General features: G+C 73.1%; 17 protein-coding genes. 13 read left to right on the top strand and 4 right to left on the bottom strand.

Annotation, left to right across the window (positions count from 1 at the left end; all coding sequences use genetic code 11):
* Window positions 1-3 precede the first annotated feature (3 nt).
* Window positions 4-711: a GNAT family N-acetyltransferase gene (locus tag J7F03_RS09740; protein ID WP_214948244.1), complete on the top strand. Its 708-nt coding sequence runs from the start codon at window positions 4-6 to the stop codon at window positions 709-711.
* Between the two features lie 505 nt (window positions 712-1216).
* Window positions 1217-1615, top strand: a complete 399-nt coding sequence (locus J7F03_RS09735; protein ID WP_374104294.1) for a WhiB family transcriptional regulator — start codon at window positions 1217-1219, stop codon at window positions 1613-1615.
* On the opposite strand, the gene J7F03_RS09730 is transcribed toward J7F03_RS09735, so the two are convergent.
* Together J7F03_RS09730 and J7F03_RS09725 are read right to left on the bottom strand one after the other, a co-directional pair.
* Window positions 1593-2048, bottom strand: coding sequence for an Lrp/AsnC family transcriptional regulator (locus tag J7F03_RS09730; RefSeq protein ID WP_214948243.1), 456 nt, complete (start codon window positions 2046-2048; stop codon window positions 1593-1595). The two genes, J7F03_RS09735 and J7F03_RS09730, sit on opposite strands and share 23 nt — an antisense overlap.
* 14 nt (window positions 2049-2062) lie before the next feature.
* A complete protein-coding gene (locus J7F03_RS09725) occupies window positions 2063-3547 on the bottom strand; it encodes an amino acid permease (RefSeq protein WP_214948242.1) in 1485 nt (494 codons plus the stop codon).
* Window positions 3548-3863: 316 nt separating this feature from the next.
* On the opposite strand from J7F03_RS09725, the gene J7F03_RS09720 reads away from it, so the two are divergent.
* From J7F03_RS09720 to J7F03_RS09685, 8 genes are all read left to right on the top strand, one after another.
* Window positions 3864-4985 carry an LLM class flavin-dependent oxidoreductase gene (locus J7F03_RS09720; protein WP_214948241.1) on the top strand — a complete coding sequence of 374 codons (1122 nt, stop codon included), beginning with the start codon at window positions 3864-3866 and terminating at the stop codon, window positions 4983-4985.
* Window positions 4982-5839, top strand: a complete 858-nt coding sequence (locus tag J7F03_RS09715; RefSeq protein ID WP_214948240.1) for an SDR family NAD(P)-dependent oxidoreductase — start codon at window positions 4982-4984, stop codon at window positions 5837-5839. The genes J7F03_RS09720 and J7F03_RS09715 overlap by 4 nt, the downstream gene beginning before the upstream one ends.
* A 110-nt stretch (window positions 5840-5949) precedes the next feature.
* A complete protein-coding gene (locus J7F03_RS09710) occupies window positions 5950-6933 on the top strand; it encodes a GDSL-type esterase/lipase family protein (RefSeq protein ID WP_214948345.1) in 984 nt (327 codons plus the stop codon).
* Window positions 6934-7064: 131 nt separating this feature from the next.
* Window positions 7065-8012 carry an SCO0930 family lipoprotein gene (locus J7F03_RS09705; RefSeq protein WP_214948344.1) on the top strand — a complete coding sequence of 316 codons (948 nt, stop codon included), beginning with the start codon at window positions 7065-7067 and terminating at the stop codon, window positions 8010-8012.
* Window positions 8013-8289: 277 nt separating this feature from the next.
* Window positions 8290-9108 carry a LytTR family DNA-binding domain-containing protein gene (locus J7F03_RS09700; RefSeq protein WP_214948239.1) on the top strand — a complete coding sequence of 273 codons (819 nt, stop codon included), beginning with the start codon at window positions 8290-8292 and terminating at the stop codon, window positions 9106-9108.
* A gap of 176 nt (window positions 9109-9284) precedes the next feature.
* A complete protein-coding gene (locus tag J7F03_RS09695) occupies window positions 9285-9560 on the top strand; it encodes a hypothetical protein (RefSeq protein ID WP_214948238.1) in 276 nt (91 codons plus the stop codon).
* A gap of 126 nt (window positions 9561-9686) precedes the next feature.
* Window positions 9687-11450, top strand: a complete 1764-nt coding sequence (locus J7F03_RS09690) for a cation acetate symporter (RefSeq protein WP_214948237.1) — start codon at window positions 9687-9689, stop codon at window positions 11448-11450.
* Entirely contained in the window at window positions 11447-12682 is a 1236-nt protein-coding gene (locus J7F03_RS09685) for a histidine kinase (RefSeq protein ID WP_214948236.1), read from the top strand. Before J7F03_RS09690 ends, J7F03_RS09685 begins: the two co-directional genes overlap by 4 nt.
* 122 nt (window positions 12683-12804) lie before the next feature.
* Here the strand turns inward: J7F03_RS09685 and J7F03_RS09680 are convergent, their stop codons facing one another.
* Window positions 12805-14247: a GuaB1 family IMP dehydrogenase-related protein gene (locus tag J7F03_RS09680; RefSeq protein ID WP_214948235.1), complete on the bottom strand. Its 1443-nt coding sequence runs from the start codon at window positions 14245-14247 to the stop codon at window positions 12805-12807.
* 147 nt (window positions 14248-14394) lie between these two features.
* Complete coding sequence (locus J7F03_RS09675) at window positions 14395-15663, bottom strand: transposase (RefSeq protein ID WP_214948234.1); 1269 nt, start codon at window positions 15661-15663, stop codon at window positions 14395-14397.
* A gap of 250 nt (window positions 15664-15913) precedes the next feature.
* On the opposite strand from J7F03_RS09675, the gene J7F03_RS09670 reads away from it, so the two are divergent.
* The 3 genes from J7F03_RS09670 (at window position 15914) to J7F03_RS42295 (ending at window position 17308) form a co-directional block, all read left to right on the top strand.
* Complete coding sequence (locus J7F03_RS09670) at window positions 15914-16411, top strand: hypothetical protein (protein WP_214948233.1); 498 nt, start codon at window positions 15914-15916, stop codon at window positions 16409-16411.
* Between the two features lie 91 nt (window positions 16412-16502).
* On the top strand, window positions 16503-16832 hold the full coding sequence (locus J7F03_RS42300; protein ID WP_308379277.1) for an antibiotic biosynthesis monooxygenase: 330 nt from the start codon (window positions 16503-16505) through the stop codon (window positions 16830-16832).
* Window positions 16829-17308, top strand: a complete 480-nt coding sequence (locus tag J7F03_RS42295; RefSeq protein WP_308379276.1) for a group II truncated hemoglobin — start codon at window positions 16829-16831, stop codon at window positions 17306-17308. The genes J7F03_RS42300 and J7F03_RS42295 overlap by 4 nt, the downstream gene beginning before the upstream one ends.
* The last annotated feature ends 39 nt before the right edge of the window (window positions 17309-17347 follow it).

The raw sequence follows: 17347 nt of genomic DNA, 5'->3' as shown, positions 1-17347 counted from the left end.
CCCATGTCCCGTGAGTCCCGGCCCGACGCGGTCCTCGACAATCCTGTCTGGGCGGCGCTCGACGGCCCGCACCGGGACTTCGCCGAGACCGGGCCCGCCGGGCTCGCCGCCCGCTACGCCTCCGGCGTATCGCCCTTCGCCGCGCTCGCCGACCCCGAGGACCCGCACGCCTGGGCCGATCTTGCCGCGCTCGTCGGCCCCGGCCAGGAGGTCTGGGTGACCGGCCTGCCGACGCCGCCCGCCGGCTGGGAGACCCTACTGTCCTTGCCGGGCGTACAGCTGGACGGCCGGCCGGTGCGGGGCAAGGAGGAGCCCGAGGCGGTCCTGCTGGGCCTCGCCGACGTGCCGGAGATGCTGGAGCTGGTCGAGCTGGCCAAGCCCGGCCCGTTCGGCGACCGCACCGTGGAGCTGGGTACGTACCTCGGGATCCGCCGCGGCGGCCGGCTCATCGCGATGGCCGGCGAGCGGATGCGTCCGCCGGGCTGGTCGGAGATCAGCGCGGTGTGCACGCACCCCGGCCACCGGGGCCAGGGGCTGGCCGGGCGGCTGATCCGCGCGGTCGTGGCCGCCGTCGAGGAGCGCGGCGACAACCCGTTCCTGCACGCGGCCGCGTCGAACACCTCGGCCATAGGGCTCTACGAGGCGATGGGCTTCACCCTGCGCCGGGAGCCGTTCTTCATCGGGCTTCGCACTCCCGACACGAAGGATTGACGACCGGCGGCGAGCCCGTCACCCCGCGTCGCGCTCCGGCGCCGGCTGCCGCGTCCGCCGGGGGCCGAGCCGCCGGAGCACTCCGGGCAAGTGGGCGACGTACTGGCCCTGTTGGGCGGGGAGTACCGCTCGCCGGCCGGGTCCCGGCGCATCCCGTGCCCGGTGAGGGGGGCCGGGTGTGGATCCTGGGCAGCGGTGCCGGGGTGAGTGCGGCGACCGCAGGGGCCAACGGGCCGCCGTTCGCGGCGAATTGCCACGTCAGCCCGGCGGGCGCGCTGGAGGTGGCCACAGCCTGCCGGGCGGCCTATGAGCCGTCGGCCGGTCCGGGAGTGGGGCCCGGCGCGGGTAGCCGGCGGCGGCCGGGCGGCGGGGCCGGGCAGCGGCCGGGCGGCGGGTACGCGTGTGCGGCACGAAGACCTTCGCGCACGGGGGGTTTGGCACGACGCGGAGCGGTCACACGCGCAGAGAGCGTCCGTCGACCGCAACGCGAAGGGAACGAACCACCATGATCGGCAGGAACTCCAGGACCGCCACGGCCCCCGTGTCCCCCGCGTCTCCCGGGACACCCAAGGCCGATGTGACCCGGTTGCCCGGTTCCGCCCTCCACCACTGGCAATGGCAGTCCCGCGCGGCCTGCCGCGATCTGGGTTCGACCCGGTTCTTCCATCCCGCGGGCGAGCGGGGTGAGGACCGGGAGGAGCGCGACGCGGCCGCGAAGCGGGTCTGCGCGGGCTGCCCGGTACGGACGGCCTGCCTGGACTACGCCCTGCGCACGCGGGAGCCCTTCGGCGTGTGGGGCGGCCTGACCGAGGAGGAGCGCCGCGCGCTGCCGCGCCCTTCCCGGGCCGGGAGGAGCCCGGCGACCGCGCCGGACAGGACCGCTACGCCGGCGCGCCGGAGGTGAAGCGGCGCAGCAGCGGGGAAAGGACGAGGACCGATTTGGTGCGCTCCACGAAGGGCTCGCCCGCGATCCGCTCCAGGACCCGCTCGAAGTGCCGCATGTCGGAGGCGAAGATCTGGACGAGGGCGTCCGCGTCGCCGGTGACGGTCGACGCGGACACCACCTCGGGGTAGCGCTCCAGCCCTCGCCGGATGTCGTCCGGCGAGGTGTTGTGGCGACAGTAGATCTCGATGAAGCCCTCGGTCTCCCAGCCCATGGCGGCGGGGTCGACGCGGACCGTGAAACCGGTGATGGTCCCTTCGGCGCGCAGCCGGTCCACGCGCCGTTTGACGGCGGGGGCGGATAGTCCGACCTCGGAGCCGATGTCCGCGTAGGAGCGGCGGGCGTCTTCGGCGAGGGCGTGCACGATGCGTTCGTCGAGATCGTTCAGTCGCACGGGGTGGATCGCTTCTATTCAGCGGCCTCCGCGGCCGAGGCGGCCAGGGCGGCCACAGTGGCCAGGCTGGAGCGGCGCATGCCGTAGAAGAAGTAGATCACGAGCCCGACCGCCATCCAGCCACCGAAGACCAGCCAGGTGATTCCCGGCAGCTCCGTCATCAGGTAGGCGCACAGGAGGAAGCCCACGATCGGGGTGACCGGGAAGAGGGCGACCCGGAAGGTGCGGTTCATGTCGGGGCGGGTGTAGCGCAGGATGACGACGGCGATGTTGACCAGGCCGAAGGCGAAGAGCGTGCCGATGCTGGTGGCGTTGGCCAGCTCGCCGAGCGGAATGAAGGCGCCCAGCGTGCCACAGAAGAGGCAGACGATGATCGTGTTGATCCGCGGGGTGCCGGACTTCGGGTCGACCTTCGCGAAGACCTTCGGCATCAGGCCGTCGCGGGACATCGCGAACAGGATGCGGGTCTGGCCGTAGAGGACGGCGAAGACGACGCTGGCGATGGCGACGACCGCGCCGGCGGCGAGGATGACGCTCCAGAAGGCGTGCCCGGTGACGTTCTCCATGATCTGCGCCAGGGCGGCCTCGCTGCCCTCGAAGTCCTGCCACGGCATGGCGCCGACGGCGACCAGGGCGACCAGGCAGTACAGCGCGGTGACGATCAGCAGCGAGAGCATGATCGCGCGGGGCAGGTCCCTCTTCGGGTTCTTGGCTTCCTCACCGGCGGTGGAGGCGGCGTCGAAGCCGATGTACGAGAAGAACAGCATGGAGGCGGCGGTGCTGATGGCGGTGACGCCGAGCGGGGCCAGCGGGGTGTAGTTGCCGGCCTTGATGCCCATGAAGCCGATGACGCAGAAGAGCACGAGCGTGACGATCTTGACGCCGACCATGATCGAGTTGATCCGGGCGCTCTCCTTGGCCCCGCGCAGCAGGAACACCATGCAGAGCAGCACCACGACCAGGGCGGGCAGGTTGATGTAGCCGCCCTCGCCCAGCGGGGCGGAGAAGCCCTGGGGGATGGTGATGCCGAGCGTGCCGTCGAGCAGCTCGTTGAGGTACTGCCCCCAGCCGACGGCGACGGCCGCGACCGAGACGCCGTACTCCAGGACCAGGCACCAGCCGCAGACCCAGGCGATGAGCTCGCCCATGGTGGCGTAGGCGTACGAGTACGAGGAGCCCGAGACCGGTATGGAGCCTGCCAGCTCGGCGTAGGAGAGCGCGGAGAACAGCGCGGTCAGGCCCGCGACGATGAACGCGATGAAGACGGCGGGGCCCGCGATCGGGGTGGCCTCGCCGAGGACGACGAAGATGCCGGTGCCGAGCGTCGCGCCGATGCTGATCATGGTCAGCTGCCACATGGTGAGCGAGCGCTTGAGCGCGCCGCCCTCACCCTGGCCGCCCTCGGCGACCAACTGCTCCACCGGCTTGCGGCGCAGCAGGGGGTGAGCAGGCTTGCGGGGCTCGGAGGTGAGCGGTGGCGCCTGGCCGTGATCGAGCACGAGGGGACTCCTTTGTCACTGCGGGTGGGGTTGTCGGCGTCGACCGCAGCGGTCCGGAGCAGGAGCAGGCAGAGCAGGAGCCTGCCTGGCATGGGGGGACCGCCGAGCGGGCGGTCCACGCCACTCCACGTACAGCGAGTGAGCCTACGAGCTGAGTGATACCGCCCGTAATGCACCATCCTTGCACATTGGCGCACGATCGTTGCGCGGATCTGTCCCGGATGGTCCTTTGTTGCGTACGGATGATCGATCGCTGCGCAGCCCCTCCACGACCCCGATTATTGACACTTCGTCAGATCTGCCGCAGCGTGCCGTCATGGATCTGGACGTGCTCTACGAGATCGACGTACCGAGGCCCTGGCCGGGTGCCCATCCGCACGGCCAGCGGGCCGCCGAGCAGCGCGCCTACCGGGAGGCCGTCGAGCAGATCCGGCTCGCCGACCGGATGGGCTTCCGCACCGTCTGGGCGGTCGAGCACCACTTCCGCGAGGGCCGCTCGCACTGTCCGGCCCCCGAGGTGCTCCTCGGGCACCTGGCCGGGCTCACGGAGCGGATCCGGCTCGGCTTCGGCGTGACCCTCACCCCCTTCGCCTTCACACCGCCCCAGCGCATCGCGGAGAAGGTCGCCACCGTCGACGTGCTCTCCGGCGGCCGGGTCGAGTGGGGCACCGGCCGCTCCACGCCCATGGAGCAGACGGCCTTCGGGGTGGACCGGGAGAAGTCCCGGGACGACTGGCGCGAGGCCATCGAGATCGTGACCGGAATGTGGCGCGAGGAGTACTTCGCCTACGAGTCGGAGCGCTTCCGCTTCCCGCGCCGCATGGTCACCCCCAAGCCGGTGCAGGATCCGCACCCGCCCGCCTGGATGGCGGCCACCTCCCCCGGGTCGGCGGAGGTCGCGGGCGCGCACGGGCTCGGACTGCTCTCCTTCTCGATCATGCAGCCGCTGGAGGCGATGGCCGCCCAGGTGGCCGCGTACCGGGCGGCCGCGGCCCCGAGCCCGCTCACCGACGTCACCACGGACCGGGTCGCCGCCTACACCCTGGTCCACGCGACGCGGCCGCGCACGGCCCCGGACGCCCGAGTGTGGGAGTCGGTCGCCTGGTGGTACTCGAACCTCGCGCGGTTCACCTTGGAGTGGGAGCTGCCGCACCTGAGCCCGCAGGAGCGCGAGCGGACCTTCCCGCTGCTCACGCCGATCCTCGAAGGGAACGTACCGGTAGGAGAGTTCAGCGACGGCGACATGATCCTCATCGGCGACGCCGAGACGATCGTCGCCAAGGCCAAGCGGTACGCGGACCTCGGCGTCGACCAGCTCATCTGCTACGTCCAGTGGGGATACCTGGAGCACCGGGAGATCCTGCGGACCCTGGAGATCCTCGGCAAGGAAGTCATCCCGGAACTGGCCCGCTACGAGCCCGGCCGGGGGCGGGCATGACCGCGGAGCCACCGGGCGCCCCCGACGCCTCCCCCGTGCCCGCCGCTCCCCTGGACACCTCCCCCGTCCCGGACTACGCCGCCCTGCACCGCCTCGACGGGCGCGGCCTCGTCCTGCTCGGCGCGGGCAACGGCATCGGCCGCCAGACCGCGCACGCGCTGGCCGCCGGCGGCGCCCGCGTGCTGTGCGTCGACGTGGACGGGGAACGGGCCCGGGCGGTCGCCGCCGAGACCGGCGGGATCCCGTACACCGCCGACGTCACGCGCCGCGAACCCATGCGGGAGCTCTTCGCCGAAGCCCCGCGGCTGCTCGGCGGCCGCCCGGTCGGCGGGGTCGTCGACATCGTCGGCATGGCCCGCTACGCCGCCCTGCCCGAGCTGGACGACGCCGGCTGGGACTGGCACTTCGACCTGGTGCTGCGGCACGCCTGGCTGGCCGTCCAGTACGGCGGCGAGGCCGTGGCGGCGGCCGGCGGCGGCCCGCTGGTCTTCGTCGCCTCCGTCTCCGGGCTCACCGCCGCTCCGCTACACGCCGCGTACGGGGCCGCGAAGGCCGGCCTCATGTCACTGGTGCGCTCGGCGGCGGTCGAACTGGGCCCGCGCGGGGTACGGGTCAACGCGGTGGCACCGGGGGTGGTGCGGACCCCGCGGGTCGCGGCGCTGCTGGGCACGGAGGGGCGGCGGCGCAACGCGGAGAACGCCCCGCTGGGCCGGGTCGCCGAGACCGCGGACATCGCGGCCGCGCTGTACTTCCTGGCCTCGCCGCAGTCCTCGTACATCACGGGGCAGACGCTCGTGGTGGACGGCGGGGTCGGCGTGAAGTTCCCGTACCCGACGATCGGAGGCGAGCAGTGAGCACGCGCGAGAGCCAGGACACGGGCCGGGAGCGGACCCCGCCGCGGGAAACCCCGCGGCACACGGACACGGACACCAGCGCCAGGACCGGCGCCGACGCCGGACGGTGGCTGGACCCGGGCCCGTTCCTGCGCGGCGTGGCCTGGCTGGACGAGGGCCGCCCGGTGCGGGCCGACCCCGCCGACACGATGCGGCTGCCCTGGGACACCGGCGAGCGGGCCACCCTGCCCATCGGAGTGCGCCTGGAGTTCACCGCCCAGGGCGCGCGGGCGGTGGAGATCCGCTACCGGGCGACCGTGCCCGGTCCCACCGACGCACTGCGCGACCTCGCGCACGGCTTCGCCCTCTGGGACCGGCACGGTGTGGTGCGCGAGCTGTACACCGAGCCGGCGCCGGAGGCCGTCGTACGCATCGAACTGCCCGGCGGCTGCGGCCCGTTCACCGTCCATCCGCCCGAGACGCAATCCCCGCTGATCCTCGGCGTACGCGGGGTCGGCGGCGGCATCGCCCCCGCGCCGCCCGCCCCGCGCTGGGTGGTGCACGGCGACTCGATCACCGAGGGCTGGTGGTCCACCCGGCCCGCGCACGGCTGGCCGGCGATCGCCGGGCGGGCGCTCGGCTGGGACACGGTCAACCTCGGCTACGCGGGCGCCGCGCGCGGGGAGCTGGCCACCGCCGAGCAGCTCGCCGAACTCCCCGCCGACGCCCTCACCCTCGCCTTCGGAACCAACTGCTGGTCCCGGGTGCCCTTTTCGGCCCCGCTCCTGTACGAGACCACACGCGTGTTCATCGAACTGGTCCGCCAGGGCCACCCCCGGACACCGCTGCTGCTGCTCTCCCCCGTGCTGCGGCCCGACGCGGAGCGCACCCCGAACAAGCTGGGCGCCACCCTCGGCGCCCTGCGCGACGCGATGGAGCGCGCCACCCGGGACCGGATCGCCGCCGGGGACGACCGCCTCGCCCTGCTGCCGGGGCGTGACCTGCTGGGCCCCGAGCACCTGGCGGACGGCCTGCACCCCAACGACTCCGGTCACCACACGCTCGGCCTCGCTGTGGCCACGGCCATGCGGCGGGCCGGGTTCGGTGCGGGGTGAGTGAAACAGCCCACATCGCAGGGATTGAACAGAAGGACTCCAACGAGGCGTGTCCTGCACACAGTTGCCGCCGCTCCGCACCGACGGGCGCAGCGGCGGACACCGGGACGCACAACGTGGGAGAGATCAAGATGGGCATCAAGCGCGGAACCACCCTGGCGGCCGTGGCGGTCGTCGTCGCACTCAGCGCGACCGCCTGTGGCGGGGACGACAAGGCCGGCGACACCACCGCGCCGGCCGGTGCCGTCGCCTCCGCCCAGACCTCCGGCGACGGCTACGGCTACGGCGAAGGCGCGGGCTCGGGATCGGGCTCGGACAGCGCCGCCAAGTCCGCCGGCCAGCTGGCCATCGCGCCGAACGACCAGCTGGGTTCGGTCCTCACCGACAGCGCGGGCTTCACCCTGTACCGCTTCGACAAGGACACCGCGAAGCCGTCGAAGTCGAACTGCGACGGGGACTGCGCGACGACCTGGCCGGTGGTGGCCGCCGGCGACGCGACCGCCGCCGCGGGCATGGACGCGGCGCTGCTGGGCGAGGTGGTCCGCACCGACGGCAGCAAGCAGCTGACGGTGGCCGGCTGGCCCGTGTACCGCTTCTCCAAGGACACCAAGGCGGGCGACACCAACGGGCAGGGTGTCGGCGGAACCTGGTTCGCGGCCGCTCCCGACGGCAAGAAGGCGGCGAAGCCCGCCGCCCCGCCGGCCGGCGCGGGCCAGGCCTCGGGCGCGCTGACCGTGGCCAAGGACCCCAAGCTGGGCGACCACATCGTCGACGGCAACGGGATGACCGTGTACCGGTTCAAGCCCGACACCGCCTGGCCCATGGTCTCCAAGTGCGAGGGCGACTGCGTGGCCAAGTGGCCGGTCGTGGCCCCGGTGGACAAGGCCGACGCCAAGGGCATCATCGAGAAGAACTACCTGGTACTGGACCGCCCCGACGGCAAGAAGCAGCAGACGGTGAACTGCTGGCCCGTCTACACCTTCACCGGTGACAAGCAGGCCGGCGACACCAACGGCCAGGGCGTCGGCGGAACCTGGTACGCGGTCGCCCCCGACGGCAAGCTCATCACCGTCCAGTAGCCGCACCCCGCGCGCCGGCGCGGCACTTCCCCGGACCACCTGACCGCGCGGCCCCTGCCTCTCCTCCCCCCGAGGCAGGGGTCGCGCACCCTTGCGACGAAGCGGGGCGCGTCTCGGATGCCCGCGGCGCCGCGGGCCCCGTCGCGCACGCCCGCAGTGTTGCCGCGACGTCCGGGTGGCTCCGCTGCCAGGACCTCCCGGCGCCTCGCGATCGCACGCACCGGAGCCCGCTCCTTCTCCCGCGGAGATCCGGGACACACCCCCTAGAATCCGCCTCATGCTGCGCGTACTGGCCGTCGACGACGAGACGCCCCTGCTCGAAGAGCTCCTCTACCTGCTGCGCTCCGACCCCCGGGTGCTCAGCGCCGAGGGCGCCTCGGACGCCACCGAGGCGCTGCGCCGGATCACCCGGGCGCTGGAGAGCGGCCCGGACGGGGCCGACGGCATCGACGTGGTCTTCCTCGACATCCACATGGCGGGCCTGACCGGGCTGGACATAGCGCGGCTGCTGGCCGGGTTCGCGCGGCCGCCGCTGATCGTGTTCGTCACCGCCCACGAGGGGTTCGCCGTACAGGCCTTCGACCTCAAGGCCGTGGACTACGTGCTCAAGCCCGTGCGGCCGGAGCGGCTGGCCGAGGCCGTGCGGCGGGCCTGCGCGCAGTCCGGCCGGGCCGAGCCGCCGGCGGCGGCCGTCCCCGAAGCGGCGCCGCGCCTGCCGGCACCCGAAGCGGGCCCCGCGGCCGACCACGGCCCCGATCGCGCCCCCGACCAGATCGCCGTCGAACTGGGCGGCGTCACCCGCTTCGTGGCGATCGCGGACATCGCGTACGTGGAGGCCCAGGGCGACTACGCCCGGCTGCACACCGACGACGGCAGCCACCTGGTGCGGATACCGCTGTCCACGCTGGAGGAGCGGTGGGCCGCGCGCGGGTTCGTCCGCATCCACCGACGCCACCTGGTGGCGCTGGGCCGCATCGACGAACTGCGCCTGGACGCGGGCACCACCACGGTCCGCGTCGGACCGGCCGAACTCCAGGTGAGCCGGCGGCACGCGCGGGAGCTGCGGGACCTGCTGATGCGCCGGGCGATGGGCTGAGAGCGAGGGCCGGCCGGCGGGCCGCGCGCGACCGTCCGGCGCGCGGGCCGGCCGTTCACCGTGCCGGGAGGGGCGTACGGCGATCCGCCGGGGCCGTCGGCCGCAGCGGTGGCGGGGCCGGCCTCGTGGCGGGTCGGCCGCGCGTATCGTGGATCTTCCGCCCCGGGAGGTAGCAGATGTCCGAAATCCAGGCGCTGCTCGACACGTTGACCGGACTGCCCCGTACCCGTCCGGCCGGGCCGGTCGAGGCCGAGGCCCTGCTGGCCCGCCTGCGCAGCGCGGCCGCGCGCTGGGCCGACGTACTGTACGAGGCCCACGAGGGTGTGCGCGGGCAGGTGCCTCCCCGGGCGGAGGCGGCGCTGACGCTGGCCTTCCGGCGCGCCGAGGAATCGTACGTGGAGCTGGAGATCGCCCTGCGCGACTGCGCGGAGCACCGCGACCCCGCGCTCTGACGGCATCCGGCCGGGCGTGCGGGACGGTGTGCGGAGGGCCTGTCGACCGGCCCGGGGGCATGCGTAGACTCCCGTGACCCCGCTCCGCCCCGCCGCCCCGCGGCCCCCAGCCGAAGGACCCGACCGGTGAACCAGACGTACGCGCTGACCGCGGTCACCGTCGTCGTCCTGGTCACGGTGCTGGTCGGCGCGCTGGGCCTGCGGATATCGCGTACCACCTCCGACTTCTACGTGGCTTCGCGCACGGTCGGCCCCCGCCTCAACGCGGCGGCCATCGGCGGCGAGTACCTCTCCGCCGCCTCCTTCCTCGGCGTGGCCGGCCTGGTGCTGCTCCAGGGGCCGCAGATGCTCTGGTACCCGGTGGGCTACACGGCCGGGTACCTGGTCCTGCTGGTGCTGGTGGCGGCCCCGCTGCGCCGCTCGGGCGCCTACACGCTGCCCGACTTCGCCGAGGCCCGCCTCGAATCGCAGGCCGTGCGCCGGATCGCGGTGCTGTTCGTGCTCGGGGTCGGCTGGCTGTACCTGCTGCCGCAGTTCCAGGGCGCGGGCCTGACGCTGCAGATCCTGACCGGGGCCCCGCACTGGGTGGGCGGGGTGGTCGTCGCCTGTGTGGTGACCACGGCGGTCGCGGCCGGCGGCATGCGCAGCATCACCTTCGTACAGGCCTTCCAGTACTGGCTGAAACTGACCGCCCTGCTGGTCCCGGTGTTCTTCCTGCTGGCGGCCTGGGTGGGGGACGGCGCGCCGCGCGCCAGCTTCGACGCTCCCGCGGTCTTCCGCGAGCACACCGCCGTCACCCTGGCCGAGGACGTACGGCTGTCCCTCGACGCGCCGCTGACGGTGACGGTGACCGGCCGGGTGGACGGGCACGCGTACGAGGGCGAGTCCGTGACCCTGGGCGCCGGGCACCATTCCGTACGGGCGCACGCGCGCCTCGCCTTCGCCCCGGACTCGCCGGTGCCCCAGACCCGCACCGATGCCGGGCCCGGCGCGTCGAGCTGGTCGGAGCCGCTGTCCGGGGACCGGCCCGAGCTGCGGCTGTACGCGACGTACGGGCTGATCCTGGCCACCTTCCTCGGGACCATGGGGCTGCCGCACGTGGCGGTGCGCTTCTACACGAGCCCGAACGGGCGGACGGCGCGGCGGACCACGCTGGTGGTGCTCGGGCTGGTCGGCGCCTTCTACCTGCTGCCGCCGGTGTACGGGGCGCTGGGCCGGATCTACGCCCCCGAGCTGGCCCTGACCGGCGAGGCCGACGCGGCGGTGCTGGTGCTGCCGGCCCGGATGGTGGGCGGGACGGCCGGGGAGCTGCTGGGGGCGCTGCTGGCCGGGGGCGCCTTCGCGGCGTTCCTGTCGACGGCGTCGGGGCTGACGATGGCGGTGGCCGGGGTGTTGCACCAGGACGTGCTGCCTTCGCGGGGGGTGCGCAGTTTCCGGGTCGCGGTGCTGGTGGCGATCCTGGTGCCGCTGGCGGGGAGCGTGGCGGCGACGGACGTGCCGGTGGCGGACGCGGTGGGGCTGGCCTTCGCGGTGTCGGCGTCCTCGTTCTGCCCGCTGCTGGTGCTGGGGATCTGGTGGCGCGGGCTGACCCCGCCGGGGGCGGTGGCCGGGCTGGTGACGGGGGGCGGGGCGGCGCTCAGCGCGGTGCTGGCCACGCGGGCCGGGATGGCTCCGGCGGGCTGGGCGAACACGCTGCTGGCGTGGCCGGCGGTGTGGTCGGTCCCGCTGGGGTTCCTGACGATGGTGGCGGTGTCGCTGGGCACGCGCGGGCGGATCCCGGCGGGGACGGCGGCGACCCTGGCCCGGCTGCACCTGCCGGAGGACGTGGCGGGTGAGGCGCCGGCCCGTGTGGGCGGCGGCGCGGCCGGCGGCAAGGGCGGTGCTCCATGACCGGAGCGGTGCTCTCGATCCTTGCGGCGGCCGGCGCCGCGCTGCTGCTCGGCGCCGGCTGGGCGGGCGGCCGGTGGCAGGCCCGGCGCGGCGAACGCGCCCTCGGCCTCGACCTCGGCACCCCCGTCGAGCGGGCCACCTTCCATACCCTGCACACCGCCTCGCTGGCCGCTCCCCCGCTGCGCGCCGGCCTCACCGAGGACGCGGCCCGCAAGGCCGCCAAACGCCTGCGCTCCCTGCTCGGCACCGAGGCCCTGTGCCTGACGGACCGCGGCCACGTCCTCGCCTGGGACGGCCCCGGCGCCGACCACCACGAGGAGCGGGTGATGGCCCGGGTCGCGGTGATGCTGGACTCGGGGCGCAGCCAGAGCGTGCGGACCGAGTGCGAGCGGCCCGAGTGCCCGCTGAAGTGGGCGGTGGTCGCACCGCTGACCGGCGAGGACGGGATGCTGGGCGCCTTGGTGGCCTACGGGTCCCGGGAGTCGGCGGTGCTGGTGCGGGCCGCGACCGAGGTCGCGCGCTGGGTCTCCGTACAGCTGGAGCTGTCCGAGCTGGACCGCTCGCGGACCCGGCTGATGGAGGCGGAGATCAAGGCGCTGCGTGCGCAGATCTCCCCGCACTTCATCTTCAACTCCCTCGCGGCGATCGCCTCGTTCGTGCGCACCGATCCGGAGCGGGCCCGGGACCTGCTGCTGGAGTTCGCGGACTTCACCCGCTACTCCTTCCGCCGGCACGGGGACTTCACCACGCTGGCCGAGGAGCTGCGCTCCATCGAGCAGTACCTGGCGCTGGCCGGGGCCCGGTTCGGGGAGCGGCTGAAGCTGACGTTGCAGGTGGCGCCCGAAGTGCTGCCCGTGGCGCTGCCGTTCCTGTGCCTGCAGCCGCTGGTGGAGAACGCGGTCAAGCACGGGCTGGAGGACTCCACCGAGGAGTGCCGGATCACGATCGCGGCCCGGGACGCGGGCTCGGAGGCGCTGATCACCATCGAGGACAACGGCGTCGGGATGGATCCGGCCCTGCTGCGCCGGATCCTGGCCGGGGAGCACGCGGGCTCCTCCTCGGGCGTCGGGCTGCCCAATGTGGACGAGCGACTGCGCCAGGTCTACGGGGACGGCCACGGCCTCGTCATCGAAACGGGGGTCGGGGCCGGCATGAAGATCACCGTACGCATTCCCAAATACCGGGCGGGAGTGCACAGTTCGGCCCCGGCCGACCGGCTCCCCAGGCGCTGACCGGACCGGGACCGGGAGCCGGACCGGCAGCCGGACCGGTACCCGAAACGGCCGCGGCCCCGGCCTCCGTCCGGGAAGGACGGGGGCCGGGGCCGCGGCGCGGGTACCAGGCGGGCGGGGGACTAGCTCCAGCTGGCGTGCAGCGGCTTGCCCTCGGCGTAGCCGGCCGCGGACTGGACGCCCACGACGGCCTTCTCCTCGAACTCCGCGAGGGAGGCCGCACCGGCGTAGGTGCAGGAGGAGCGGACACCGGCGATGATCGAGTCGATCAGGTCCTCGACGCCCGGACGGGCCGGGTCGAGGAACATCCGCGAGGTGGAGATGCCCTCCTCGAAGAGGCCCTTGCGGGCGCGGTCGTACGCCGACTCCTCCGAGGTGCGGTTCTGCACCGCGCGCGCCGAGGCCATGCCGAAGGACTCCTTGTACAGGCGGCCGTCGGCCGACTGCTGCAGGTCGCCCGGGGACTCGTACGTACCGGCGAACCAGGAGCCGATCATGACGTTCGAGGCGCCGGCGGCCAGCGCCATCGCCACGTCGCGCGGGTGGCGGACGCCGCCGTCGGCCCACACGTGCTTGCCGTACTTCTTCGCCTCGGCCGCGCACTCCAGCACCGCGGAGAACTGCGGGCGGCCCACGCCGGTCATCATGCGGGTGGTGCACATGGCGCCGGGGCCCACACCGACCTTGATGATGTCGGCGCCGGCGTCGATGAGGTCCTTGACTCCCTCGGCGGCGACGATGTTGCCGGCCACGATCGGGACCTGCGGGTCGAGGGCCCGGACGGCCTTGATCGCGCTGATCATCGATTCCTGGTGCCCGTGCGCGGTGTCGATGACGATCGTGTCCACGCCCGCGTCGAGCAGCTGCTTGGCCTTCTCCACGAAGTCGCCGTTGATGCCGACGGCGGCGGCGATGCGCAGCTTGCCGTCGGCGTCGGTGGCCGGGGTGTACAGGGTCGCGCGCAGCGCGGCCTTGCGGGTGAGGATGCCGACGAGCTTGCCGTCCTTGTCGACGGCGGGGGCCAGCTTGCGGTGGCCGGCGTCGAGCTTGTTGAAGGCCTCGCGGGGGTCGATGTCGGCGTCGATGAGCAGCAGCTCCTTCGACATGACCTCGGAGAGCTGGGTGAAGCGGTCCACGCCGGTCAGGTCGTGGTCGGTGACGACGCCGACCGGGCGGCCCTCGGAGTCCACGACGACGCCGGCGCCGTGCGCCCGCTTGGGCAGCAGGGACAGCGCGTCGGCGACGGTCTGGGTGGGCGCCAGCGTGATCGGGGTGTCGAGCACGAGGTGGCGGGTCTTCACCCAGGAGATGACGTCGGTGACGATCTCGATGGGGATGTCCTGCGGGATGACGACGATGCCGCCGCGGCGGGCGACGGTCTCGGCCATCCGGCGGCCGGCGATGGCGGTCATGTTGGCCACGACCAGCGGAATGGTAGTGCCGGTGCCGTCGGGGGCGGAGAGGTCGACACTCTGCCGGGAACCGACCGCGGAGCGGCTCGGCACCATGAACACATCGTCGTACGTCAGGTCGTACGGCGGCTTCAGGTCATTTAGAAAACGCACGTGCAGAACATCCCAGTCGAATCGGAGGAGCCCGTCCTACCCACGTCAGGGCAGCCGAGGAAACGCACGTACTTCATTCTCCCATGCCCCGGCGTTTACACGTCCCGGGCCGATCGTCCAGGACATATAGGGCCGTCTGGTCGTTTCCTACGGGACCTTGGTCCCGCCGGCCCGCCGAGGCGCAGCGGCCCGGCCGTCGGCGCGCGCGACGACCGGGCGGGTGCCGCGGACCGGGCCGGGGTACGGCTCGGGCTCCCGGCCGCGGGCCCCGATCAGCATCGCGGCGTGGGCGACGCTGGCGAGGGTGGCGTGGTGGTGCCAGCCCCGGAAGGAGCGGCCCTCGAAATCCCGGATGCCGGCGGGTTCGCACACCTCGGTGAAGTCGAGCGCGACCCGGTCGGCGAGCTTGGCCAGCAGGAACAGCTGCGCGAGCGGCCGGTCGCCGATGTTGGTGATCCAGAACTCCGAGGGCAGCGGGGCCGTCTCGGCCCACGCTCCGACGAGCAGCAGCGGGGTGGGCGGCGCGGGTACGAGCCGCTCCTCCCCGGAGGCCGCGGACACGGCGGCGGAGGCGAGCAGGGCCACCGCTTCCCCGGCGCGGCCGTGCCGGGTCCATTCGACGGCGCGGCGCCGGGCGCGGAGGGAGTCGATGAGTTCTCGGGCGGGCGCGGTGTGCGGTCCGGGTTTTTGCCGGCCCGCCCCACCGAAGGAGACGGGCAGGGTGCCGTCCACTTTGAAGACGAAGGGGATGTCCTGGAGCGCGAAGGACTCCACGCACTGGGCGAGTTCGGCATTGGACACCTCCATCACCACGGGCCTGCGGTGGAGTTGCCAGGTGGCGGCCATTCGCTGGACGGCGTGTACGGCGTCCTGGGCGGGGGTGAGCGAGCGCGCGGTGTCGGGAATGCCGGCCCGCCGGCGGCGCGGGAGTTCGGCCGTCCAGGGCCGCGGGAGGGTGAGCGTCCATTCGACGGGGAATCCGGCGTCGCCGGACACGAGCCAGATTCCGCCGGCCTGCTGGCAGTTGGCGGTGCGGCCGAGCTGGGGGACGAACTGTCGGCCCACTCCCACCGAGCGGTCGCCGGCCTTTTCGATGACCATGGGCTGAACCACCCAGGCCAGCGGGCGCCGGACGGCGCGTTCGAGGTGCTGGGCGAGGGAGCGGCGGACGGGCGCCCACTCCCAGGGGGATTTGCTGATGAACTGCTGCAGGCTCTGTTCCACGGAACCGGCCCCCGCTCCGGCGATGTTGCGGATGGTTTTCTTTCCGCCGGTGCGCACGAGGCCGTTCAGATATACGCGGGCCCAGTTCCGCTGGTCCCGCCGGGGTAAGGACTCGAAGAACAGCGAGATCGCCACATCGATCAATTCGGAGATTTCCTTGCCGGATTCCTCCGGCAGGACTAAGCGAGCCATCCGGGCCTCCCCCGCGACCAGCTGGATCCGACAACCTGCTCGAGCATGGAGAACGGCTGCCGCGCGGTCCGCACACGGGGAGGCCGCCGGCCCGCCCTCGCCGCACACGTTACCCAGATATCGGCAGTCGGCCGCCGCATCCGGCGACCTGGCGCCAGATCCGGCCATCGCGGACGAAGAGCGTCCCGAACGCCGCGAACACGGCCCGGGCCCTTGCGATCAAGGCCACACCGGACGCACCGTTGATTACATGATTACATCCGAGCAGAACGAACAGCTCCGGGCATGGTTCGCCGAGCGCCTGCCGGTGGACGTCTACGAGTCGCTCCTGTCGGTCACGGTGGACCGGGAGGAGATCACGGTCGTCGGAGCCCTCCCGGCGGCCGAGTCGGTCGCCGCGTTCCGCGAGCGCACCCGTGAACAGCGGATCGAGGTCGCCCGGGAGGCGGAGGAGCTCTACCGCCGCAAGGTGTCCTGGGCCGTCCGGTCGGGCGAGGACACGACCCTCTTCACCCATCTCTCGGTCCCGGTCATGACCCGCCTGCGCCAGCCCGAGCGCCAGGTCCTCGACACCCTGGTCGCGGGAGGCGTCGCCCGCAGCCGTGCCGACGCGCTGGCCTGGTGCGTCCGCCTGGTCGGACGCAACACCGACACCTGGCTGACGGAGCTTCGGGAGTCCCTGGACCGGGTCCGGCAGGTGCGGGCCGAGGGCCCGGACGTCACCGACTCCAAGAAGTCCGGGTCATAACGCCGCGACAGCTCCGCATCCGCGCGTGATCACGCGACGCTGACCCAGACCAACGGCGATCAACGACCGACCCCAGGGAGAGACGCACACCATGACCACCACCGTCGAATACATCCGCTACCGGATCGCATTGGACGACCAACCGGCCTTCGAGGACGCCTACGCCAGGGCCGCCGACGCCCTGGCGGCCTCGCCGGAGTGCATCGACTACGAGCTGGCCCGCTGCGAGGAGGAGCCCGAGCTCTACATCCTGCGCATCCGCTGGACCTCGGTCGACGCCCACCTCGACGGATTCCGCAAGGGAGAGCACTTCCCGGCGTTCTTCACGGCGATCCGGCCGTACGTGACGGCCATCGAGGAGATGCAGCACTACGTCGTCACCGAGGTGGCCGGCCCGGGAAAGGCGTCGACCCCGTCATGAGCACCACACCCGACACCACGCCCACGATCTACGAGTGGATGGGCGGGGAGGAGGCGATGAACCGCCTCACGGACGCCTTCTACGCCCATGTCCTGCGAGACGAGATCCTGGCCCCGGTCTTCGCCGCCATGGACTCCGGGCACGCCCGGCACGTCGCGGTCTGGCTGGCGGAGGTCTTCGGCGGCCCGGCGCGGTACACGGCCTCGCACGGCGGTCACCGGCACATGGCCACCAAGCACCTGGGCCGCGCGATCACCGAACGGCAGCGCCGCCGCTGGGTGGACCTGCTGATGGACACCGCCGACGAGGTGGGCCTGCCCAGCGACCCGGAGTTCCGCGCGGTCTTCGCCTACTACATCGAGTGGGGCACCCGCATGGCCCTGATCTACTCGGGGCCCAACCCGCCCCCGGTCGACGCGGCCGCGATCCCCGTCTGGTCCTGGGGGCAGACCCCGCCCTGGATCCCGAAGGGCTAGCACCAGGGAGCCCCGGGCCACCCCCGGGGCTCCGCCACC

Origin of the sequence: Streptomyces sp. ISL-43 (assembly GCF_018614195.1) — a bacterium.
In the GTDB taxonomy this organism is placed as follows: domain Bacteria; phylum Actinomycetota; class Actinomycetes; order Streptomycetales; family Streptomycetaceae; genus Streptomyces.
This window is presented reverse-complemented; position numbering and strand designations above follow the sequence as displayed.